We start from the raw sequence: 24,814 nt of genomic DNA, 5'->3' as shown, positions 1-24,814 counted from the left end.
TAGTTCCAATGGAGGAAAGGATACTGATGAGTCATCGTCGACACTTTGCATCGAAGATGGTTGCTATTGTTGCGTCTGTTGCAATGCTTGTAACTGGTTTTGCTGTTACAAGTGGCGCAAACGCTGTTAGCGATAGTTCAAATAAAGAAAATCTAACTCTTAACCGTAAAGGTGTTATTGTTACTGCATTCCAGCAGAATTGGAATAGCATTGCTAAAGAATGCACTAAAACTTACGGCCCTGAGGGTGTGAAGTATGTGCAAGTGTCTCCTCCAAATGATCATGTAAAAGGTTCTCAGTGGTGGACTTCTTACCAGCCTGTGAGCTATAGGCTTGATTCTAAACTTGGCACTGAAGCTGAGTTTAAGCAGATGATTCATACTTGCAAGGTTGCTGGTGTTGGAATCATTGCTGATGCTGTTATTAATCACATGACTGGTGCTGATAATAAAGATAAAGTTGGCGTTGGTGGAAGTGAATACGATGCTGATGCACAAACTTTCAAAACAGCTGGATATACTAAGGATGATTTCCATCAGAGTGCTGAAAATATTACAAATTACAAGAATGCTGAAGAAGTTTGGACTCACAGGCTTGTTGGTTTGCTTGATTTGGATACGTCAAAGCCGCATGTTCAGCAAGTTTTAGGTAAGTATTTTGCTTATTTACTCGAGTTAGGTGTTGTCGGTTTCCGTGTGGATGCTGTAAAGCATATTTCTCCGAAGGATATGGCTGCTATTAAGAAGGCTGCTGCTGATGCTGCGCACACTACGCCTGACAAGATTTGGTGGATGCAGGAGACGATTGGTGATACTTCTGAAGCTTCAGAAATACAGCCAGATAGGCATTTAAACGAAGGTGAAGTCAACGAATTCCAATATTCCTATCGTTTAAAGAATGATTTTTATGGCTCAATCTCGAATCTAAAAAATATTACTAATGGTCTTGTTCAAAGCGATAAAGCTTCGATTTTCGTGACTAATTGGGATACTCCTCGCGAAGATTTTGTGCGCACGCTTACTTATAAGGATGGTCCTCGCTACGAGCTTGCAAACGCTTTTATGCTTGGCTACCCGTATGGAAACCCAAATATTTATTCAGGATACAGGTTTGATGCAAAGAATAAGGACTATGGTGCGCCTGGTGCATCTGAAACGTCTGTTCCAGATGTAAATTGCTCTCCAACAACTGGTTGGCAGTGCACTCAGCGTTGGACTTCGATTCGTGGAATGGTTGGATTCTTTAATGCTGTAAATGGTACTCAAGTTACCAATTGGCAGGAGAGTGACAACAATAACATTGCATTTAGCCGCGAGAAGAAGGGCTTCTTAGCAATCAACAATACTCCAAACGCAAAGAGAGTTTTGTATAAGACTGATTTGCCAAATGGTGAGTACTGCAACGTTTACGCTGCAGGTGACTGCTCTAAGACTGTTAAAGTTGAAGATGGCAAGGTTGCTGCGACTATCGCTCCTTATTCTGCAATTGCTTTGCATGTGGATGCAACAACTAAGAATGTAATAAAATTTACAGCGCGCAATGAATCTGATCCAAAATATGTTGACGATGTTAAAGACCAGTCAACAACTGTCTACTTTAATGCTAAAAATAAAGCAGGTAATCCAAGCTCAGTAAATATTCATTATCAAATAAGTGGTAATAATTGGACTGTAGCTCCTGGATTGCCAATGCGCAAAGTTTGTGGCGATTGGTTTGCAAAGACTATTACTAATCGTGGTGAATTTAAAGCTGTATTTAATAATGGCATTGCAAAGAGTGATGGTAGCAGAGATTGGTATCACGTAAATGGCTGGAATGATGGTGATTTCATTATTCCTGCTAATGCAAAGAATTATGTAGTAGATAATAATCTCAATGGTTCTACCGCAGAACAGGCTCCTTGCAAAGTTGAGGATACATCTTCAAAACCTTCTGCATTAAAGACGAAGATTGTTATTCACTATAAGCAAAAATCTGATGACAATCGCAATATGGGCGTTTATATCTGGGGCCTTAAAAATGCTCAAGGTAAGGAAATAGATAGCGCTTGGCATGCGTTCAATGGTAAAGATGCTTTTGGTAAGACTTACACAGTTGAGGCTGATGGCACTTACGAGAGCGGAAAAGTCGGATTTATTATTACTACTGATCCAGGTCCTAATAACTCAAATTGGAATAAAGACGGCGGAAATCGTAATATCTCGCAAATAGAAGATGGTGTTGGCGAAGCTTGGGTTTACGGAGGAGATTCGAATACTTTTGCTGAACCGCCATCTGAAGTTTCTGACAAGCTTAATAACCTCAAAACGTTAAATGTTACTGTTCACTACCGCAGAACAAACAAGGATTACGCTGGTTGGAATCTCTGGACTTGGTATGGTAAGCAAGAAGGCGTAAAGAGAGATTTTACGGCTCATGATGATTTCGGAAAGATTGCAGAATATACGTTTACAGATAATAACGGTGTGAAGGATCCGAAGTTTATTGTGCGCTATTCTATGCAAGGCAACGATTGGGTTGCTAAAGATCCTGGTGAAGGCGATCGCGCGATTCCTGCAAAGGCAATCACTTTAAGCTCAGATGGTAAAACTGGCAACGCTGAAATCTGGCTTATGCAGGGCGATAGTAGAGTTTACTTAAGTCCAAACGTAATCAGCACGAAGGCTAATGCTATTAATGCTGATATTACGTCTTTGAAGGAATTTACTGTAAACGTGAGCGGTGACACTTCAGAGATTAAGAAGAATGACGTAACTATAACTGATGTTACAGATTCAAAGAAAGATCAACATAAGACAGTAGATATTTCGCAAGTTGCTGTTGTAGATAATAAGATCGTAATCGTTGCAAAGAACGACATAGATATTAAGAAAATGTATGAAATCAACATCAAGGGTGTTGGTGGAATGCCTAGAACAGTGTCTGTTTCAACTGCTAAAGGATCTAAGATTGTTCGCACTGATGAGTTCGATAAGAAATACGCTTATACTGGCGACGACTTGGGTGCTGTTGTAAAAGATGGTTCTACAACTTTCAAGCTTTGGGCACCAACTGCTACAAAAGTGGAGTTGGTAACTTATTCTGGCACTGATGAAAATTCTGCAGAAGCTAAAACACAAGATATGAAGCTTGAAAGCAATAATAGCGTGTGGAGTATTACTACAAGCGATGCAAAAGCTGGCACTGCTTACACGTACAAGGTTCATTTTGCAGATGGTGCTGTTAATAATTCTCCAGACCCTTATGCAAAAGCTGCTGTGAGAAACGGAATGAGATCCGTTGTATTCGGTGGCAACATGGCAAAACCAGTAGATCGCATGGCATCGTTTGAAAAGCGCCCAACTGATGCGACTATTGCAGAAATGAATATTCGCGACTTCTCAATTCACGAAAGTTCTGGCGTGAGCGAAAAGAAGCGCGGCAAATATCTCGGTGTAATTCAATCTGACACTAAGAATGGAAGCAAGCCAACTGGTTTGGATTATTTGAAGTCACTAGGCATCACTCACGTACAAATCATGCCAATGTATGATTTTGGTTCTGTGAATGAAGCAGGTAACTTGGGTTACGGTCAGCCAGGTGCTCAAAATTGGGGCTATGATCCAATCAACTACAACGTTCCAGAAGGATCATATGCGTCTGATTCAGCAAATCCTGTTACGCGTATTACTGAACTAAAACAAATGGTTGACGGTCTTCATAAGGCTGGCTTGCGCGTGATTATGGATGTAGTTTATAACCACGTTTATAACGCTCAAAAGAACGCTTTTGGTCAAACTGTGCCTGGTTACTACTTCCGTTATAACGATGACGGCAGCTTGACTAATGGATCTGGTTGCGGGAACGATACTGCTTCAGAGCGCAAAATGATGCGAAAGTATATTGTTGACTCTGTAAAGTATTGGGCTAATGAGTACGGTATTGACGGCTTCCGATTTGATTTGATGGGATTGATTGATCTTGAAACCATTAAGGAAGTGCGTAAGGCTGTTTATGACATTGATAAAAACTCTATTATTCTTGGCGAAGGCTGGAATATGAGCCAATTGCCTTATGAAAACCGCACTATTCAGCCTAATGCGTATAAGCTTGCAGATAATAATGGTGTTGCATTCTTTAACGATTCCTTCCGCGATGCTGTAAAGGGCCAAGGAGATGATGAGGTTGCTGGATTTGTGTCTGGAAACAGAGGTAGTGACAATCTGGTAATGCAAAATCTTTACGGTTGCCAGCCTGGAAACTCAAGTTGCGCTGATAGACATTATGCGAATGCAGGTCAGACTGTGCAATATGTTGAAGCTCACGACAATCTTAATCTTTACGATAAGTTGAAGAGATCTTTGCCTTATGAGACAGAAGAGAATCTTAAGAAGCGAGTAATGCTTGCTAATTCGCTTGTAATGTTTGCTCATGGCATGCCATTCTTTGAACTTGGTCAGGAGTTCTTACGAAGCAAGAACGGCAATAAGAATAGTTACAATGCTGGCGACGGCGACAATTCCGTTAACTGGGATTTGGTTAATAAGAATTCTGATGCTGTTGAGTACTTTAAGGCATTGATAAAGTTAAGAAACGAGATTCCAGCTTTACGAGATTCTACATATTCTGATGTTAATAAGAATATGCATTGGATTAAGAGCAGCGATGGCATTAATGCGTTTAGTGTTGATGACAAAGATAAAACGTATGTGTTTATTTTCAACGCTAATGACAATGTTACTGACGTAAATATTGGCAAAGGAAAGTATCGCGTGCGCATTGCTGATGGAAAATATAATGGCGATGATGCATCAAAGTTCCCTGAAGCATCTGTAGATGATAGTGGAAATTACAAGGTTTCTGCTCTTTCGACTGCAGTGCTTGTGAAGGATGCTGAAAAGAAGAAGGATGAAAATCCTATTGATCTTGAAAAAGTTGCTGAATATAAATTGCATCCTGCTGACGTAAGCGAACTAGTTAATGGCACTGTGAATCCTGCGCCTGAGCCATCGCCGGCACCTGGTCCACATCCTGAACCACAACCTGGTCCTCAGCCACAGCCTGGTCCTGGTCCGGTGACGCCAACGCCTCAACCACCTGCTCCGGCTCCTGTAGTTCCAACTCCAGCTCCTGGTCCTGTGAATCCAGCTCCTCAGCCATCGCCGGCGCCTGGTCCTGTGACACCTGCTCCGGTTCCGTCTCCAGCGCCAGCTCCAGTGCCAACGCCTCAGCCTCAGCCATCTGAGAATGAAACTCCAGCTAAACCGGATCAGACTAAACCTGATCAGACTAAACCCGATCAGTCTAAGACTGAAACTCCAGCTAAGCAGTCTGAGCCAGCTAAATCTGAGCATTCTGCGCCAGCTAAGTCTGAACATTCTAATCCAGCTAAGCCAGCAGAATCTGCTCCTGTACCTATTGCTCCTGAAACAGTTCAGCAGCTTAACCCAGAATTAAAGGGAACTCTTAGCATTGGCAACAATAACGTTGCAACTGCAGGTGTTGTTAACAGCGTAAGAATTAATCTTGTAAACAGCGAGTTCATCGAGCGTTTGCAACGTGATGGAGTAGTTTATGCATACGCGTACATTTACTCGTCTCCTCGTTTGCTTAAGGGTGCTGATGGTTCAAAGTTTGTGACTGTTCGCATGGTGAATGGCAAGCCTCAATTTGATGCTCAATTCCCAGCTGGATACACCGGAAAGCATACGGTTGTTTTGGTTGACGAAAAAGGTAATCAAGTTGCTTGGACAGATATCACAGTAACAAGCAATGCAGTTTCGCAACAGCTTCATAGTTTAAGTGCAACAGGCAGTAATATATTCGTAGTTACTACTGTATGTTCAATGCTCATTGCTGCTGCGAGCGTATTGTTACTTCGTATTAGAAGTCACAAGCGTTATACGAACTCGTGAGGTTTTTATAAGTAAATAAATAAACTAATAAGTTCGCTATTATAAAAGCCGAGGTAATTGCATTTGTTGCGATATCCTCGGCTTTGTGTTTGAAGCAGGGTATAGAATTAATAGATAGTTTGTTTTTATAACTGTATGCGAATGTTTTACTAATAAGGAAAAGAAAGAAGAAAATCATGTACTGCGTTAATTGCGGAGCTACTTTAAAAGATAATACGAGGTTCTGCACGCAGTGTGGTGCAGAAATTACTTCTCCGGCAAATAATACTCAGCCTCAGCAAGCAGGGCAGCCTTATCCTGAAACGCAAACGCAAGTATTCTATACAAACAACATTCCTAATCAGTATTATCGTCGTGAAATAAATACGCAATACCCGTATCAACCGCAATATGGGTATGCGCAAGTTGCTGCTGAAAATGATGCGAAGCGAAGGAATATTATTATAGCTATTATTGTTATGATTGCTGTTATTCTTTCAAGTATTTTTGGGTATTGCATTTGGGATTATATGAGACCAAAGCAAATTCCTTACGAAACTTTGCGAAAAGAAATTATGAAATCCAATAAATATGCGGATTATAAGTTAAAAATCGTTGATTCTGACGTATCTAAATATCCTCATGTAAAACTGTACTTTTCGCTTACTGATAGTAGTGGAAAAGCTTTGGAAATTGATTCTCCTACTGCTGCAATTCGTGAGAAGATTGGTGGCGGCAAAGAAGCTGAAAGACTTATTCGTAAAGTTGAGCGCATTAAAGACAAACAAGGTGTTAATTACGAAATTCTGCTTGATAAATCTGGGTCTATGGAAGATTCTATAGATACTATGAAACGCACTATGAGCGATTTTGTGCGCAATCTTAATTATAAGGTTGGCGACACTGGAGAGCTTATATCTTTCGATAGTTACTTAATGTATATGGCAACGTATACTAACGATAAAGATCGATTGCTTACGGGCATTGATAATATGACTCCTTACGGCATGACAGCTTTGTATGATGCCCTTTATACCGGAATTACTAACGCTTCTAATCATCCTGGCTTTAACTGCGTAATTGCGTTTACTGATGGTCAAGATAATGAGAGTACTCATACTGCTGATGATGTTATTTCTTTAGCTAAAGAAAAAGGTATTCCTGTATATTTGATTGGTACTAGTGAAGCTGATTCAAGCACTTTGCAAAATATTGCGAATGAAACGAATGGTTACTTCTGGGATATGAATTCAATATCAGATATGAAAGATGTAATGAATAGAATTCGAGTCAATCAAGATAATGTTTATTGCTTAGAATACGATTCTGATTCTTCTTCGAATCCGTATGCTGATCGAGTTGTTTCTGCATTGGTTGCAGATTCCAAGAATCATCAATCTGGTGGTATAGGTGATGATTTGTCGTTTAAGCCAATTAAGAAGAAGAAGTATAAGAAGACTGCAACTCGCTTCGTGCTACATAAGGGTGATGTGAAGTGGACTGAAGCTAACAGTGCATGCATGCAAGATGGCGGTTACTTAGTAACTCTTACCAGCAAGAGTAAAGAGAAAAAGATAATCGATATGGCAAAAAAGGAAGGCGTCAAGTATGTGTGGATTGGCGGTTACACTTCGCAACGTGAGAATGGTGACGTATTTGCGCACTGGGTTACTGGTGAAAAAGTAAAGTACGAAAACTGGTTGCCAGGAGAGCCAAGTCGAAACGATAAAGATGGAGAGCCTGAGTTCTATCTTATGCTTTGGCGATTAAATGATGAGTGGTCGTGGAATGATCAACGCGATGATTTATTTACGACTCCTACATTGCGTAAAACCTTTAGTGGCAAAACTGGCTATGTTTGTGAGATAAATAGGAATTAGCATTGTGCCACTTTTTGGTTCATTTTTAGCGAATTAGAGGAAACTCGTTATGCGAAAGCAAAGGACACGTAAACTACAAAGCAGTCCGCATTATGTGGATGGTCGCACTATGCAATATCGTAATGCTCAGCATCATAATCAAATTGCAAGTGTTGCTCCAAGAAGGCGTTTTGCTTCTATTTTAGTGGCTATTATAGCTATTGCTTTACTTGCGATATCTATGTTTGCTGCAGTGTCTGTTATGCGCTCGCATTTTTTTAACGTTTCTTCTAAAAATTATGCTAGTAAAAAAACAGTTAATCCTGCGGATGTAGCTAAAAAACTTGAAGCACTAAAGAAAGCACGTAAAAAGCAAGCAAGACAGGGGATTGATCCTAATAGCATTGCTGTTAAAAATGTTCTATCAAAAATGTCTCTTGAAGATAAAGTTGCTCAAATGTTCATAGTTAAGCCTGAAGAATTAGCTGGAACATACGGGATTGTGGTATCTTCTGGTTCGCAAATGCAGCAGTCGTTTAATTCCATACCTGTTGGCGGCATAATGTACAGCAGGGAGAATATTCAGAACCCTAGTCAAACTCAGCAAATGATTTCTGGGTTGCAATCAATAAGCGAATCTAGAGTGTCACTTCCTGCTTTAGTAGCTGTTGACGAAGAAGGCGGCACTGTTGCGCGAGTTAGCTCAAATCCTCAAATGGGCGTTAAATCTTCGCCTAATATGAAGGATATTGGAGCGACTAAGAAAACGCGTAAAGCTTATAAAACTGGTGCTTACATTGGTAATTATCTTTCGAATTTAGGTTTTAATGTCGATTTTGCTCCAGTTGCTGATGTGATTACTAATCCAGATAATAAGTTGATGATCAAGCGTTCATTTGGTTCTAATGCTTCGTTAGTTGCAAATATGACAGATGCGTTTACAGATGGTTTGCAAGAGAATCACGTTTTTGCTACGTATAAGCATTTTCCTGGTCACGGTTCAACTTTTGAAGATTCTCATAAAGGTGCTACTGTTTCGAACCAATCTCCAGTTGCATTAAGAAAAATAGATTTAGTACCGTTCAAAGATGCTGTAGACACTGGTGTTAAGTTTATTATGGTCAGTCATGTGTCGTATCCGAAGATTACGGGTGATGATATTCCTGCTAGCATGTCCGAGAAAATTGTTACTGGTTTAGCTCGTAAAAAGCTTGGTTATAAAGGAATTCTTATTTCTGACTCTTTAGGAATGGGTGCAATATCGTTGCGCTATTCTCCTGGGGTTGCTGCAATTACAGGAATTAAAGCAGGTATCGATATATTACTTTCTCCTGCAAATTTGCGTCAAGCGTATTATTCTGTTGTCAATGCAGTTCGTCAAGGTGATATACCTGAGTCTCGAATTGACGAATCAGTAAAGCGAATTATTGCAGTAAAATTGCAAATTGCTCAGCAATTAAAAAGTCAAAATGTAAAAGATTCTAAAATAACTAAATGAATCAGCGTGTTGCATTTATTTAAGTAAATTTTTTCTTTTACATTATTTCGGGAGTTTCTTTATTTAAGACGAGATTTTCTTTGCAAAATAAGGATTTACGAATAATAAATTATAAATATTTTTGTAATAATTATTTCATTGCGAGAATATTTTTGGAAAAAATGTTTGCATTTGTACTTTTATGGTGTTAGCATCATTTCCAACACAAACAAATATCGAATACTTCGGTTGAGGTTTGTGCGTGAACCACAGTTAGTATTAATGAGTTTAGGAGGCAGACATCATGCTTAACATGAACATGAATGCTGAATCTTTCGATACTCTTAATGCTGCACGTATGTGGTGGTGGCAGTCTTCTCTTTGGCGTGAGTTTACTCTGAAGTTTTAGAAGCTGCGTATAAAAGCTTGTAAAAGACCTCCGGGTAAGCCCCGGGGGTCTTTTTGTATACAAGCCTTAAATTTCAAAAATAACCAAATCACAAATCACAAATCACAACAAAATATTCGGTAGCTTTATATTCAAATAATATAAAGCTTAAACAAGGAGAGAAATCATGGCTAATGAAACTAACGAAAATGTTATGGAAGCTACTAACGACGTTGCAAATGCAACTGCTGATGTTGCGTCAGTAATGATGAAAAATGTAAAAGTTAAGAATCATGCACTAAATATTACTTCGTTAGTGCTGGTTGCAGTTCTATTTGCAGCAGGATGCATTCTTGATTTTACTGTTGCCAAGCCTCTTTCTATTGGAAATATCCAGCCTGAGTTTGTTATTGCTTCATTCTGCTTGGCGATTTTATTGGTTCGTCCAAAGATTTATCAAGGAGCTATTATTGGAGCTCTTGCTGCAACATTAATCCAACTTAATACTTCGATTCCATTCCTTGAATATGCGTGTGACATTCCTGCTGCAATTATTATGACAGCTATTTTAATTGGATATGTTCATCTCTTCCCAAAGGATGCTGCTCGTAAAGTAAGTGTTTTCCCATTTATTGCAACTTTTGTTACAACAGTAATTTCTGGTTGCATTTTCGCTTCTATTGCTGCTTACTTTATTCTTCATTCTCCAAACATGGTAATCGTAATGATGCCAATTATTTTCGGTACTGCTGCATTTAATGCGATTATTGTTGAAATTCTTTATACTCCATTGCGACTCGTGTTGCACAAGTAATAATAAATTAATTAATAAATTAATTAAGAAATTCTCATGATTGCATGTTTAATTGCACGTTATACGCCATTATTAGCGATTTGTTTAATGCGTATAAATGTATAAAGTCATAGAGGTATAAATATAAAGGTATAAAAGCAAGTTGGCATCAGTCTAATATGATTGGTGTCAACTTGTGTTTTTGTGTTATTAATTTTTTAGCGTTTGCTCGGTATGTTAGAGTTAGGAATGTTATGTCTCAGCAAGAAAAATATGTTGCAGATAATCATTTAGTTGATTCTGCCGAACCGTGTAAAGAGCCTATGAAAAAAAGTGATGAATCAATAAAAGAAGCGCCATTGCTTGAATTAAGTAATGTATCTTTTCACTACGATACTCATAGTGATGAAAGTGTTGCAAATAAAGATAAAAAAGACAATGAATGTAATTGCAACTATGCTCTTCATAAAGTAAACCTTAGCATTCATCAAGGTGAATTCGTTGGAATTATTGGACCTTCTGGGTCTGGTAAAACAACTCTTGCTTCACTTTTTTCTGGAGCAATTCCTCATCATTATTCAGGCAAGTTTTGCGGAACTGTAAAAATTGCTGGTCATGACACTACTACTCTTGAGCTTACTAATATTGCTTGTTTAATTGGCTCTGTTATTCAAGATATTGATGCGCAAATGGTTGCTGCAAACGTTGAAGATGAGTTGCTTTTTGGTTTAGAAAACTTCGGAGTTCCGCACGATGAAATTCCTGAGCGTATAGCAAATGCACTAGAAACTGTTGGTATTAGCAATTTGCGAAATCGTGATTTAGACACGCTATCTGGAGGTCAAAAGCAGAAGGTTGCAATAGCTGCTATTTTGGCTTTAAGACCTAAAGTGATGGTTTTAGATGAGCCTACTTGCGCGCTGGATCCAGTTTCTTCACGTATGATTTTCGATGTTTTAAGTGATTTGAATAAAAACTTTGGCATTACTATTGTAGTCATTGAGCAAAAAGTAGCTTTATTAAGTGAATATTGCAAGCGTCTTATAGTGCTTTCTAAAGGTGAGCTTGTTCTAGACGCTCCTGTTTGCGAAGCTCTTAAAGATATAGAGTTACTTCGTAAAGTTGGCATTAATTATCCACGTACTACACGATTGCTTAAACAATTACAAGATGAACAAATTTGCGATCCAGCACCTCTTAGTGTTGGAGTTGATGAAACTGTAAATACTATTGTTAAAACTTTGCGCTCCGATTATTCTAAACTTTCTAATAGTGATGACGCGCATGATGCAGAAGTTGATTTAGAACTTAATAAAGAAGTTTCTATAAAAGCTGACAATGCAGTTAATAATATTGATAAGCCATGCCTTTCAATAGATCATGTGAGTTTTGCTTATGCAAATGATGTCAAGGCTCTAAAAGATATTTCATTTGATGCTTATGCTGGTGAATTGATTGCACTAATTGGCAAAAACGGTGCCGGAAAAACTACTATTACAAAAATTATTAACGGTTTACTAAGACCTACTGAAGGTAGTGTAACAATTGACGGTATCGACACAAAGCCATTGCGAATTAGTCAAATAGCAAAATATGTTGCGACATTATTCCAGAATCCTGATCATCAATTATGCAAAGAGACTGTTCTTGAAGAAGTAGAGTTGAGCTGTATTTTAATTGGTGAAGATTCTAGTCAAGCGAAAAAGCATGCAATGGAAATTATTGAGAAACTTGACTTAAATCCTACTGACAGTCCATTCATGCTTTCTAGAGGGCAGAGACAAATGGTGGCATTGGCTGCAACTGTCGTAACGCGTCCTAAAATACTTGTTCTCGACGAACCAACTTGTGGTCTTGATTACAATGAATGCGTGAAAATTATGCAAGTGGTTGAGGAGTTGCGAGCTAACGGTTGTTGCGTGATTATGGTTTGTCATGATATGGAAGTTGTGCTTGATTATGCAACTAGACTTATAACGATTAATGATGGAAAGCTTATTATTGACGGTTCAGCGCATGATGTTTTTGAAAAACCAGACGTATGCTCAGCTGCTTCTTTATATCCACCGTTATTGTGTGCTGTTTGCCAAGGTTTGGTATCTAACGGTTTTAAGCAATGCGATGGATTGTATACGCGAAAAGAATTAGTTGAAGCGTTGCGTTTTGGTAAAAACACAAAACTTAATCAGAATAAGCAGCATAATCAGCAGAATAGTTAGAAGTAAAAAAGGCATCTGATATTTATGAAAACGAGACTATTAACCTATCAATCAGGCAACACATTCCTTCACCGCACCAATCCCATTGCGAAGCTAATTCTTGCTGCGAGTATTGTAATAAGCGTATTTATTGCTAAACAGTATTCTGTACTTATTGCGCTAGCTGTTATTATTTTTATTGGCATGGCTTTTACTCATGTTATTAAAACATTATTTGGTCTTATTAAAGCTATGCTAATAATTTCTTGCGTAATGTTTTTGCTGCAAACTGTTATTGCTCAAAGTGGAAACTATATTTTTCTATGGTTTACGTTAAGAGGTATTGATATTGGAGCGAAAGCTTCTTTGCGTTTGTTCTGTTTTGCTTTTCCTCTTGTTACAGTGCTAACAGTAACTAAATTAAACGATCTTGCAAATGCTGTAGTCCAATATTTGCATATTCCATATTGTTACGCTTTTACTATAACTACTGCGGTTCGTTTTGTGCCTATTTTTGCGCAAGAAATGTCTCAAATCACAGAAGCTCAAATGGCTCGCGGAGTTGAATACGATAGTAAAAATCCATTTAAAAAATTAAAACTAATGATGCCTCTTATTGTGCCTCTTTTGGTTTCTTCAGTGCGTAAAGCAGATAGTTCTGCACTAGCAGCGGAAGAGCGCGGTTTTTATTTGCGTACGCGCAAGTCTTCGTATTACAAATACCCATTCGGATGGCGCGGATTCTTGGCTTTAGTTATTTCTGCACTTATTATTGCTTTACCAATATGCACTTCAATCTTTTTGCCAAATTTAGTGTAAAATATTTATGTAAATCACAAATAAATAAATCATAAATAATTTATGAGGCTTTTGATGAAAAGTGTAAAAATTTGGCTTAAGGGTGCAAGAATTTACACGCTTCCAATAGGTTTAGTTCCTGTTGTTATGGCGTTTGCGGTTTCATTTAGAATGATACGATTTTCGTATTTTGAAGAACCAGTTATGCATCTAGAGCAATGTTTTATACAATTTTTCTTGTGCTGCATGGTTGCTGCGTTTATACAAATAGCCGTCAATTATGCCAATGATTATTGTGATGGATTAAATGGCCTGGATGAGAATCGTAGTTTGCGCGCTTTAAGTAGCAATAATTCAAAACCTTTGTGCGATGTATCTTGGCGCCTTGCAAATGCTGGAATTTCCGCGAAATCTGTGCTTAAAGCCGTAATAATTTCTGCTTTTATTTCTTCTATTTTTGGTTTGATTATTGTTTTGCGAACTGGAATATATTGGTTTATTTTACTTGGAATTGCGTGCTTTGCTGCAGCATGGTTTTATGCAGGAGGTAAACATCCTTACGGTTATAAGGGTTGGGGAGAAGTAAGTGCATTTGTATTTTTCGGTCCTGTTCCTTTTATTGGTTCGTTATGCGCAATTACATACGGAATTGGTATTCCAGAAACTAGCATATTTATCAATAACAGGCAAAGGATTTTGGCTTGTGTGCTAATATCTTGCATTCCTGGTGCTTATTCGGCTTGCTTAATGATGGTAAACAATCTTCGAGATATTAAAAGCGATAAAGAGCATGGAAAAATAACTGCCATGGTTAAAATTGGCGAGCGCAATGGCAGACGTTTATGTGCTGCTATGAGCATTGTTTCTGCTGTTCTTTTGATTGCATATTCTGTTTTGCTTATTGCGTTACCTTCAGCAGTGCCGTCAATATGGCGCTTTTATAGTGTTGAAATTTTCCTCAGTTTTAGTGCGATTGTATGCAATTCTTCGTGGCATTTATTTTTTGCTGCTTTTCAGTGGCTTTTATTGTTAGTCATTGCAATTAAATCTTATAAGTTTACTAAATGTGTGCTTATAGGTGATTATAAGAATGCTTTTCCTATGTGCGTTGCTCAAGCAATACTTGGTGCGTTGGCTGTATTATTATCTGCGATTATATAAAATAAGCAAAATAGTGCTAATTGTATGTGCTTGTTCGCGCGTCTTGCAATTCTTATGATATTATTAATTGACACGAACATGGTGCGCGTGCGGTATTTTAATGACATGCAGATTGCGTTATGATGCGCAATTTCCACTAGTGTTTATGAGTGTGCCGTTGCGTGAGCGCCATGTTAAAGATGCATGGCGATGTTGCCCTGTGAATGTGTGGCAATGAAGTGAGGTTTTGAATATGCCAGGTATGGATGAAAATGAAGGGACAGAGCCAGCAATGCCTGAGGTACTTACTGATGATGAGCTGCGCAAAGCTGCAAATGATGAAGCTGCTCAGCGAGAATCTAAAGAAAAGAAAGACAATCATATTCGTACTGTAGTAGTTGCAGAAGATGAATCAGTTAATCGTATGGATTTAGTTGCAATGCTTGAAGATAACGGATATCAAGTTGTAGGTCAGGCTGCTAACGGTCAAGAAGCTATTGAGTTGACGCGTGAAAATCATCCAGATGTTGTGTGCATGGATGTTAAGATGCCTGTTATGGATGGCATTACTGCTGCTGCAACAATCTGTGATGAGAATATTGCTCCTGTAGTAATGCTCACTGCTTTTTCACAGTCAGATTTAGTAAAACAAGCAACTGGTGCTGGAGCGATGGCGTACGTTACTAAACCGTATGAAGAATCTAAACTTCTTCCTGCTTTGGAAGTTGCTATGGGTCGCTTTAGTGAAATCAACGATTTATTAGATAGTGTTGAACGTGCAGAAAACAAGTTACACGATGCTGAAGATCAGTTGAAGAAAACAGAAGAAAAGTTGAAGAAAGCTGAAGATACCTTAGAAGAACGTAAGCTTGTAGATCGTGCTAAGGGTCTTCTTATGGATAAGGCTGGATTCTCTGAGCAGGGTGCTTTCCGTTGGATTCAAAAAACTTCTATGGATCAGCGCATTCCTAAGAAGCGTCTTGCAATGGCTATTATTGCAAAGTACAGCGATGATAAAATAGAATCTTCATCTGAAAATTAGTAGGGTTATTATTCATTTTTATATAAACGCATAGTTATTTATTAGTAATTTACGGAACGTGGGTGAGTAGTCAACAGTGAATACCAACATCGTTGAAGAACATTCTTCGGAACTTAAGAATGAGAAAGGAACGTTGTTGGTTGTCGATGGCCATTCTCTTGCGTTCCGTGCTTTTTTTGCAATATCTGCAGATAATTTTTCTACTCGCTCTGGGCAGGCAACAAATTCCATTTGGGGATTTATTACTATGCTTTCGCAGGTTGTAAAAAAAGAGAAGCCTGACCGCTTAGCTATTGCTTTTGACGTTAAAGGTGGAACTTTTAGAAATACTATGCTTCCTCAATATAAAGGTACTCGTGATGCTGCTCCGCAGGAGCTTCTTTCTCAGCTTCCTATTATTCAGCAGATGCTTAAAGCTCTTGGTGTCACTTATATTGAGAAACCAGGTTATGAAGGTGATGATGTTATCGGCACTCTTGCAACAATGGGAGCGAATGCCGGTTATAGAACTTTAGTACTTTCTGGTGATCGTGATGCATTCCAACTTATAGATGACAATATTACTGTTTTGTATCCAGGACAGCATTTTAAAGATTTAAAAGAAATGGATAAGGATGCTGTTTTTGAAAAATATCATGTTACACCTAAGCAATATCCTGATCTAGCAGCGTTAAGAGGAGAAACTGCAGACAATATCCCAGGAGTTCCAGGTGTTGGAGATGGTTATGCTGCTAAATGGATTAATCAATTTGGAAGCCTAGAAAATATTATTGAACATTCGAATGAGATTAGTGGCAAAAAGGGAGAAGCTTTAAGAGAAAATATTGATCAAGTTCGTTTAAACCGTAAAGTTAATGCTTTAGTTTGTGATTTGGATTTAGGCGTAACTGTAGATGATTTGTGCTTCGGTGAAGTTGATGCTGCAAAATTAGGAATCTTGCTGTCTCAACTTGAATTTGGCGAATTAAAAAAGAGAAAGATTCTCAAAACTTTTAGCAACGGTACGCAACAATCTATTGAAAATAATATGCGTATAATGTTTTCTTCTACGTATGAAGGTGATGCTAATAACGATAAGCTAGCTCAAAGCGATCAATCAAATATTGACGCAGAAAATTTTCAAGAAATGCTAGCAGGCATTGACTTACATCATGTTAAAACTGTAGAAGACTTTATTAATTGGGAGAATTCCGTTTCTTCTTTACTCTATGCAGAAATAAAGAAAGATTCAAAAAATACTGAAGATGCTTTTGAAGAATTAAGTTCCGAAAAAATTATAAATAATTCTCGTAAATGTGCTGAACCTATACGTAAAAATCAAGAAGTTGTAATATACGCTCATGAGTGCAATAAGAATTCAAAACATCATTTTGAGTTGACTGCAGATTCTTTAATAATTCTTGTTGCTAATAAAGCTGTATTATTGTATGCCTCTGATTTGCAATCAGCAGATCGAGCTTTGCTTGAGATGTTGCAAAAGTTCTTGCAAAAAAATTCTTCAATAACAGTATTGCATGATTATAAAAAGCATTTGGGATTGCTAAAATCGTTAAAATTATTCGATTCTAATAATCCATTCGGTACTCCACTTCTTGATACTCGATTGGCATCATATTTATTGGAGCCTGATTTTCGAGCTGAAACTTTAGAAAATATGGCTGAACATTATTTAGATATTCAGTCAGATGAAGATAATTTGGGCGAAAACGAAGCTAAGCAAGGTGAGCTTGATCTTCTTATTGACGATGAAGCTCCGGCTAGTGAAGAAGAAACTAATGAAAAGCAAACTCAAGCACGTGAAGCAAAATTCTTAAGAACTGCGCTTCTTATTCGTCTTTTGGCTCTTCATTTTGCTTCAACACTTGACGATAGAAAACAAACTGGTTTGATGACTGATTTGGAAATGCCTATTTCGCGAGTTTTGCGTGGCATGGAAGATGTCGGTGCTGCAGTTGATATGCAACGTTTAAGTAGTATGCTTAAGCAATTTTCTGCAGATGCTGAGTTTGCGCAAAATATGGCTTGGAAAGTTGCAGGTAGTTCTGTTAATTTACAAAGCCCTAAGCAGTTGCAGCAAATACTTTTCGAGCATTTTGGTCTTAAGCCTACTCGTCGTACAAAGAATGGCTCGTACACGACTAATGCAGAAGCTTTACAAGCTATGTACGTTAAACTTGACCCCGAAGAGCCTGCAAGTCAATTCTTGGGTGCGCTGCTTAAACATCGTGAAACTAATAAATTGAAGCAGATTGTGCAAAGTTTAATTGATGCAGCTCATTATGACGATAGGCGCATCCATACAACTTTTGAGCAAACTATTGCAGCAACTGGTCGTTTAAGTTCTGCTGATCCTAATCTTCAAAATATTCCTAATAGGAATGCTGCTGGTCGTGAAATTCGTGCTGCTTTTGTTCCAGGAGAAGAATTTGAATATTTAATGAGTTGTGATTATTCACAAGTTGAGCTTCGTATTATGGCTCATGCATCTCATGATAAAACTCTTATTGAAGCATTCCGTTCCGGCGTAGATTTTCATAAATATGTTGCTAGCTTAGTTTATAAGATTCCTGTTGAGCAAGTAAGTCCGGATCAACGTTCTCACGTAAAAGCTATGAGCTATGGATTGGCGTATGGATTGAGTACTTATGGGCTGGCAAAACAGCTTTCTATTAGTCCGGCTGAAGCTGAAATGTTAAAAAATAAGTATTTTGATACTTTTGGCAATGTTCATGACTATTTGGAATCTCTTGTGTCGAAAGCAAAAGAACTTGGGTACACAGAAACTATGTTTGGTCGACGTAGGTATTTCCCGCAACTTTCTTCCAATAATCGCGCATCTCGTGAAGCTGCTGAGCGCGGAGCTCTTAATGCTCCAATACAAGGTACTGCCGCAGATATTATGAAACTTGCTATGCTTCGTGTTGATTTGGGATTGCGTGAAGCAAAAGTGCGCAGCCGCGTAATATTGCAAATACATGATGAATTGATTTTAGAAATTTCACATGGTGAGCAAGAGCAGGTAGAAAATATTGTGCGCAAAGCTATGGAAAATGCTGTGAATTTAGACGTTCCTCTCAATGTTTCTACTGGAGTTGGTGTAGATTGGCAATTAGCAGCGCATTAACAGTATTGATTAAAGGGAGAAGAAAATGATTAGATTAAGCAAAGTAATTGAAGCTATAGAAACGTTATATCCATTGAGCTTTGCTGAAGAATGGGATGAGCCAGGTCTTATTGTTGGAGACTTGCATTCTCAAATTCAGCGAATCGTATGCGTTAGCGATCCTACGATTAGCGCAGTTGATCGCGCGTTATCAATGGGTGCAAACTTATTAATAACTCATCATCCTCTATTTTTTAAAGCTGTACATGGAGTTTCAAACGAAACTGTTCGTGGCGAAATTGTGCAGCGCTTAATTAGTAATAATTGTGCGCTATGGGTCGGTCACACTAATGCGGATGTAGCGTGGCGTGGAGTTGCTCATACTGCAGCAGAGTATTTTGGTCTTCACAATTTGCGCCCGATTGTTGTTTCCAAGCAGATCGATTCTGCTGGACGAAACATTGGTTTAGGTAGAATTGGCGTTTTGGATATGCCTATATCATTGCGTGATTTTGCGCAAAATGTTTTTAACGTTCTTCCTCATACGAAAGTTGGTATTCAAGTTGCTGGAAATCTTGATGCGAAAGTTAGTACAGTAGCTGTTTTGCCTGGTTCTGGTGAAAGCTTGTTAGATGAAGTTCGCAAACAAAAAGTTGACGTATATGTTACAAGCGATTTGCGTCATCATCCTGCGCTTGATGCAATTGAGCGAGCTAAATATGAATCGAAATTGCGTCTTTCTTCTGGTGAAGATTATATGCAACACACATATCCTATGATTATTAACACTTCTCATAGTGCTATTGAATCATTGTGGTTTACTTATGCAATTAATGATATTGCTGATTGCATAGAAGAAATGTATGGAGAGCGTCCAGAAGTTGCTTGGTTAGGCGAAGCTTGCGATCCATGGAATTACGTTATTAATTGAGGCTTTCATTAAAATTAAAGCTTTTTTTAAATAACGTCAACATGACGTGAAAACTACTCGAATATATGAGATACTTATATTATGCATATACGACCAGGTTCCATGTATCCGCTTGGCGCAAACTATGATGGCGCTGGCGTGAATTTTGCGCTGTTTTCCGAAGTTGCAAAGCGCGTTGAATTATGTTTATTCGATGAGCATGATAACGAAACACGTATTGACATGACTGAGCAGAACTCATACGTGTGGCATAACTATGTTTCAGGCATACAGCCTGGTCAGCGTTATGGTTATCGTGTTCACGGACCTTATGATCCTTCTCATGGTTTATGGTGCAATCCTCATAAGTTGTTGCTTGACCCGTATGCCAAGGCGATTGAAGGAAATATAGACGGTGATGAGAGTCTTTTCTCGTATTGGTTTGATAATCCAGATGATATTTCAGCAATGAATACTTTGGATTCTGCAGATCATACGATGAAGGCTGCAGTTATTAACCCGTATTTTGATTGGGGTAATGATCAACACCCTATGATTCCGTATCATGATTCTGTTATTTACGAAGCTCATGTTCGTGGAATGACTAATCTTGATAAACGTGTTCCTCCAGATATTAGAGGCACTTATGCTGGACTTGCACATCCAAGCGTTATTTCTTATTTAAAGAAGCTTGGTGTTACTGCAATAGAATTGATGCCTATTCATCAGTTTGTAAACGATTCTTTCTTACAAAATAAAGGATTAAGCAACTACTGGGGATACAATACTATTGGTTTCTTCGCTCCTCAAAATTCTTACTCCAGCTCTGGTCAGCGCGGAGAGCAAGTTAACGAATTTAAATCAATGGTTAAGGCATATCATGCTGCAGGCATGGAAGTGATTCTAGACGTTGTCTACAATCACACTGCTGAAGGCAATGACCGTGGTCCTACTTTGAGTTTCCGTGGTATTGATAATCGCGCATATTATCGTCTTGTAGATAATGATCAGCGTCATTATTTTGACACTACTGGTACTGGTAACTCCTTACTTATGCGTTCTCCAAAAGCATTGCGGTTGATCACAGATAGTTTGCGTTATTGGGTAACTGAAATGCATGTCGATGGTTTCCGTTTCGATTTAGCAGCAACTCTTGCGCGTCAGTTCCAAGAAGTAGATAAACTTTCTGCATTCTTTGACATTATTGAGCAGGATCCTATTATTTCAAGTGTGAAGCTTATTGCTGAGCCTTGGGATATTGGTGTTGGTGGATATCAAGTTGGTGGATTCCCTCCAAGTTGGTCTGAATGGAACGGAAGATATCGCGATTGTGTCCGCGACTTTTGGCGTTCACAACCATCTACATTACCTGAATTTGCTAGCAGGCTTATGGGTAGCTCAGATTTGTATGAGCAAAATGGACGAAAGCCTGTAGCTTCCGTGAACTTTATTACAGCTCACGATGGCTTCACTATGAACGATTTAGTTAGCTATAACGAAAAGCATAATGAAGCTAATAAAGAAGGCAATTGCGATGGTGCGAACGACAATCGTTCGTGGAATTGTGGTGTTGAAGGACCTACTAATATTCACGATGTTAACGAATTGCGTGAACGTCAAATACGTAATTTGTTCTCAACTCTTTTGATGAGCCAGGGTATCCCTATGATATGCGCTGGTGATGAAGTCATGCGCACGCAGAATGGTAATAACAATGCTTATTGCCAAGATAACGCTATTTCGTGGATAAGTTGGGATTATAACGAAACTCAACGAGATATGTTCGATTTCGTTTCCAAGCTTATTCACTTGCGTTTGAAGCACCCTGTGTTACATCGTCGTCGTTTCTTTACAGGTCGTTCTGCTGGAGATGATGTAAGCGATATTCCACAAGTTGAATGGCTTGACCATAACGGTACTGTTATGGATATGGATGACTGGTCAAATACTCATGCTTTATCTGTGATGATTTATTTGAATGGTTCTGATATTCCAGAAACTGACTGGTATGGAACAAGAATGGTTGATAATGACTTTATTCTTATTTTTAATGCGCATTATGAACCTATTACTTTTACTTTGCCAGATAAACGTTATGGTGAAAAGTGGAAGTTGATTGTGGACACACATAATCCAAAGGGTCCGGAATTGTTATATGAAGCAGGATTTAATATTGTCGCACAATCTCGTAGTTTCTTGCTTCTTATGAGCGAGCATAAGCCAGAATGTTAAGTATTATGCTTTATTCGTAAAGAAGTTTGTGACTTGTAAAAAACTAAAAGCAGCGCAGAAATTTAAGTTTCTACGCTGCTTTTGTTAGTTTAATTTATATTTGTTCTTATTCTATTTGTGCTTTTGATCTTCTATTTAGTATTAAAGCTTGATTTATTTTTGATTGAAGACGATCACTTTGCATAGCAGCAACTTGTCTTGAAAATACAATAATCCATCCAAGGAATAGCAGACATGATAACGCTTCAACATTTGTAAGAGTATTATTTCCATGCATCCACTGGTTTCCTGCCCACGCAGTAAGAACAACCGCTAAATCGGAAGCAACATAGAATGTGCGAGAAAGCCTAGGAGCAAGCCATGGAAGGCAAACAAGCATTGTACAAATTAATCCTGTCACGCCTCGAGCACACAAATCATGCAAGAAAGGATGTGGTGTGTATCTAAAAGTTCCTATTCCAATAAACGATATTCCTCCAAGAATAAGCAAAGCTGCCATAACAGTTGTGCGCATCTTGAAGTGTTTAATCAGTTTTTGGTTATTGTGTTGCAGCATTTCATGCTGCGTTGCAACGAATTCAGTAATAGCAAAGTAGCTCGTTATGATAATGCAAATTCCTGATAAAACAAGTGTTGCATTAAACATGCTGGCTGCAAATGTTGTGCGGTCTCCAAGTTGAGAGAAATTATTGTTATACCAGTACGGATCATCTGTCGTAAGACCTGCAGTTGCAGCTCCAGAAATAACAAATAATGGCAGTAGGGAAGCCACTGTTTTAGCTTCAAGAAGTTCAGCTTGAATAAGAGTTGCGTATCCAACAATTCCAGATAGAGCTGAGCATAATACTGGTAAATAGCTGTTCATTGCTGATCTGCCAATAATGCTATTAATAATAGATAGCAAAGCAAAAGACATAAGAAACATCGTTGCGCCGTAAATCGTAGAAAGTGCTGTTATTTCAAACGCATGCTTAGCTACTCGAATTAAGTGATGACTGATAACTTTTTTATTTGTACGCAAGTATCCAACAATAAAAGCGCCTATGCTGCACAAAGACACAATAGCTGAAGCTGTAAGGAATAGTCGCTGGCTAATTTGCCAAAACGCTGGCATTGTTGCCATATACATTCTCATAATAATCATTCCACAAGCTGCGCAAACTATGAATGATATTAATCCCATTGCCTCTGTTCGCTGGAAGCGTCCCATAATTAGCCCCTTTTTATTTAAACTAATTCTATTGTATCGTTTGGTAGCTAGTAATGAGTTTTGCTAGTTGAATTTTGCTAGTTGAATTTTGTAATGAAGAAAAAAATTTTCATAATACGTGTGTCGTAATTTGCATTTGTCTGCAAAGTGCGCTATTGTAGTTGATTGTGCTTGGAACTGGTAATCAGTTCAAAAGCCTCGGGGTGTAGCGCAGTTTGGTAGCGCGCCTGCTTTGGGAGCAGGATGTCGCAGGTTCGAATCCTGTCACCCCGACTTTTTTATATCTAATGAAATATGCGTATTTTTGCTTTTTTATTCTTATTTAGCAGTACATGTCAATCGATAGTATTCATAGTATGAGTGATGTTAACGATATTGCAGATTGCGCTACTTCTTGGAAAGCACCGTATGCTAATCATCAATTAAAAGCTTATATTGAGGTTCCTGGCAGTAAATCTTTGTCGAATCGTTATTTAATTTTGGCAGCTTTGGGTACAAAACCAGTAGTTTTACAAGGATTGTTGCGCTCGCGCGACACGGAGCTTATGATTAACGCTTTATCTACATTTGGCGTTAGATGTGAGTCACTAAATGAAGATGGAACTAAGCTTCGTGTAATTCCTCCAGAAGATGGAATTTTTAGGGTTCCAGATAATGCTGAAGTTTATTGCGGTTTAGCTGGAACTGTAATGCGTTTCGTTGCAGCTTTAGCTTTATTTGCAAATAAAGCTGTGCGATTTGATGGCGATAAGCAAGCTTATGCTCGTCCTATGAAGCCAGTTCTTGACGGTTTAGAGCAGCTTGGTGCTCGCGTAGAATATCAAGGAGAAGAGGGTTTCCTGCCTTTTACTATTACGCCACCTTCAGTCGAATCTAGAATAAATGATTTTTCTGAAAAAGTTGTGAAAATTGATTCTTCTTCATCATCACAATTTATTTCTGCGCTGCTTCTAATTGGCTCGCGTATACCTGGGGATTTAAGTCTTAAACATATTGGTGACACATTGCCAAGTATGCCGCATATTCGCATGACTATGGACGATATTTGCAAAGCGGGTGGGGTTGTAAATATGACTAGCAACGCAATGTGGCATGTTAAAGAGAGCGAAATAGCTTTAGCTAACGTTGTTACTATAGAGCCTGATCTTTCTAATGCTGCGCCATTTTTAGGAGCATCATTGATTGCTGGAGGAAGTGTCAGTATACCTAATTGGCCGTTTTCTTCAACTCAACCTGGTGGATTGCTTCCTGGAATATTAGAGAAAATGTGCGCAAAAGTTAGTTTTGAAAAAACAAGCGATGACGCTGGAATAATGCATGTGGAAAGCGATGGTGCGATTAAAGCAATTCCGTATCTTGATTTGAGTGCAGCAGGGGAGATTGCTCCCAGCATTGCAGCTATTCTTGCTTTTGCGGACGGCCCAAGTGAACTTCATGGTATCGCGCATTTGAGAGGGCATGAAACGAATCGTTTGCAAGCTTTAGTTAATGAATTGAATCGAGTTGGGATTGGTGCTAAAGAGCTCGAAGATGGCATTCGTATTGAGCCAAGTAGTCATATGCATGGGGAAGTGATGGAAACTTATGCGGATCACAGAATGGCAACGTTTGCTGCAATGCTTGGATTGCGCATAGAAAATATAAGAATCAAAAATATTTCTACTACTCGCAAAACGATTCCTGATTTTCCAGGCATGTGGCATAAAATGCTTGAATAATAAATAATCCCGAGCCTTTTTGACTCGGGATTATTTATATCTATTTATTTGTTTGTTCTGCGCTATTAAGCGC

At 38.6% G+C, this 24,814-nt stretch carries 13 protein-coding genes and 1 tRNA gene; 13 read left to right on the top strand and 1 reads right to left on the bottom strand.

The window, feature by feature from the left end:
- Positions 1 to 26: 26 nt before the first annotated feature.
- The 11 genes from pulA to glgX all read left to right on the top strand — a co-directional run bounded on the left by pulA (position 27) and on the right by glgX (position 21,813).
- Complete coding sequence (gene pulA, locus AC1EKT_RS02650) at positions 27 to 5,894, top strand: type I pullulanase (RefSeq protein WP_481615994.1); 5,868 nt, start codon at positions 27 to 29, stop codon at positions 5,892 to 5,894.
- Between the two features lie 176 nt (positions 5,895 to 6,070).
- On the top strand, positions 6,071 to 7,753 hold the full coding sequence (locus AC1EKT_RS02645; RefSeq protein ID WP_481615993.1) for a VWA domain-containing protein: 1,683 nt from the start codon (positions 6,071 to 6,073) through the stop codon (positions 7,751 to 7,753).
- A 49-nt stretch (positions 7,754 to 7,802) separates the two neighbouring features.
- Entirely contained in the window at positions 7,803 to 9,230 is a 1,428-nt protein-coding gene (locus AC1EKT_RS02640) for a glycoside hydrolase family 3 protein (protein WP_481615992.1), read from the top strand.
- Positions 9,231 to 9,784: 554 nt separating this feature from the next.
- A complete protein-coding gene (locus AC1EKT_RS02635; RefSeq protein ID WP_415683042.1) occupies positions 9,785 to 10,411 on the top strand; it encodes a hypothetical protein in 627 nt (208 codons plus the stop codon).
- 233 nt (positions 10,412 to 10,644) lie between these two features.
- The gene (locus tag AC1EKT_RS02630; RefSeq protein WP_415683043.1) at positions 10,645 to 12,609 is read left to right on the top strand and encodes an ABC transporter ATP-binding protein; all 1,965 of its coding nucleotides are present in this window, start codon (positions 10,645 to 10,647) and stop codon (positions 12,607 to 12,609) included.
- A gap of 24 nt (positions 12,610 to 12,633) precedes the next feature.
- Positions 12,634 to 13,407 carry an energy-coupling factor transporter transmembrane component T family protein gene (locus tag AC1EKT_RS02625; RefSeq protein ID WP_415683044.1) on the top strand — a complete coding sequence of 258 codons (774 nt, stop codon included), beginning with the start codon at positions 12,634 to 12,636 and terminating at the stop codon, positions 13,405 to 13,407.
- 54 nt (positions 13,408 to 13,461) lie between these two features.
- The gene (menA, locus tag AC1EKT_RS02620; RefSeq protein ID WP_419399057.1) at positions 13,462 to 14,547 is read left to right on the top strand and encodes a 1,4-dihydroxy-2-naphthoate octaprenyltransferase; all 1,086 of its coding nucleotides are present in this window, start codon (positions 13,462 to 13,464) and stop codon (positions 14,545 to 14,547) included.
- A 232-nt stretch (positions 14,548 to 14,779) separates the two neighbouring features.
- A complete protein-coding gene (locus tag AC1EKT_RS02615; protein WP_419399058.1) occupies positions 14,780 to 15,568 on the top strand; it encodes an ANTAR domain-containing response regulator in 789 nt (262 codons plus the stop codon).
- A 76-nt stretch (positions 15,569 to 15,644) separates the two neighbouring features.
- Positions 15,645 to 18,692, top strand: coding sequence for a DNA polymerase I (gene polA, locus AC1EKT_RS02610; protein WP_419399059.1), 3,048 nt, complete (start codon positions 15,645 to 15,647; stop codon positions 18,690 to 18,692).
- 25 nt (positions 18,693 to 18,717) lie between these two features.
- A complete protein-coding gene (locus tag AC1EKT_RS02605; RefSeq protein WP_415683048.1) occupies positions 18,718 to 19,602 on the top strand; it encodes a Nif3-like dinuclear metal center hexameric protein in 885 nt (294 codons plus the stop codon).
- A gap of 81 nt (positions 19,603 to 19,683) precedes the next feature.
- Positions 19,684 to 21,813 carry a glycogen debranching protein GlgX gene (gene glgX, locus AC1EKT_RS02600; protein WP_415683049.1) on the top strand — a complete coding sequence of 710 codons (2,130 nt, stop codon included), beginning with the start codon at positions 19,684 to 19,686 and terminating at the stop codon, positions 21,811 to 21,813.
- A gap of 106 nt (positions 21,814 to 21,919) precedes the next feature.
- On the opposite strand, the gene AC1EKT_RS02595 is transcribed toward glgX, so the two are convergent.
- The gene (locus tag AC1EKT_RS02595; RefSeq protein ID WP_415689869.1) at positions 21,920 to 23,023 is read right to left on the bottom strand and encodes an ABC transporter permease; all 1,104 of its coding nucleotides are present in this window, start codon (positions 23,021 to 23,023) and stop codon (positions 21,920 to 21,922) included.
- A 199-nt stretch (positions 23,024 to 23,222) separates the two neighbouring features.
- On the opposite strand from AC1EKT_RS02595, the gene AC1EKT_RS02590 reads away from it, so the two are divergent.
- Positions 23,223 to 23,296, top strand: a tRNA-Pro gene (locus AC1EKT_RS02590).
- A gap of 83 nt (positions 23,297 to 23,379) precedes the next feature.
- Positions 23,380 to 24,741, top strand: a complete 1,362-nt coding sequence (gene aroA / locus AC1EKT_RS02585) for a 3-phosphoshikimate 1-carboxyvinyltransferase (RefSeq protein ID WP_481615991.1) — start codon at positions 23,380 to 23,382, stop codon at positions 24,739 to 24,741.
- The last annotated feature ends 73 nt before the right edge of the window (positions 24,742 to 24,814 follow it).

The sequence above is a fragment of the Bifidobacterium sp. C0047B3 genome (assembly GCF_056590535.1).
This window is presented reverse-complemented; position numbering and strand designations above follow the sequence as displayed.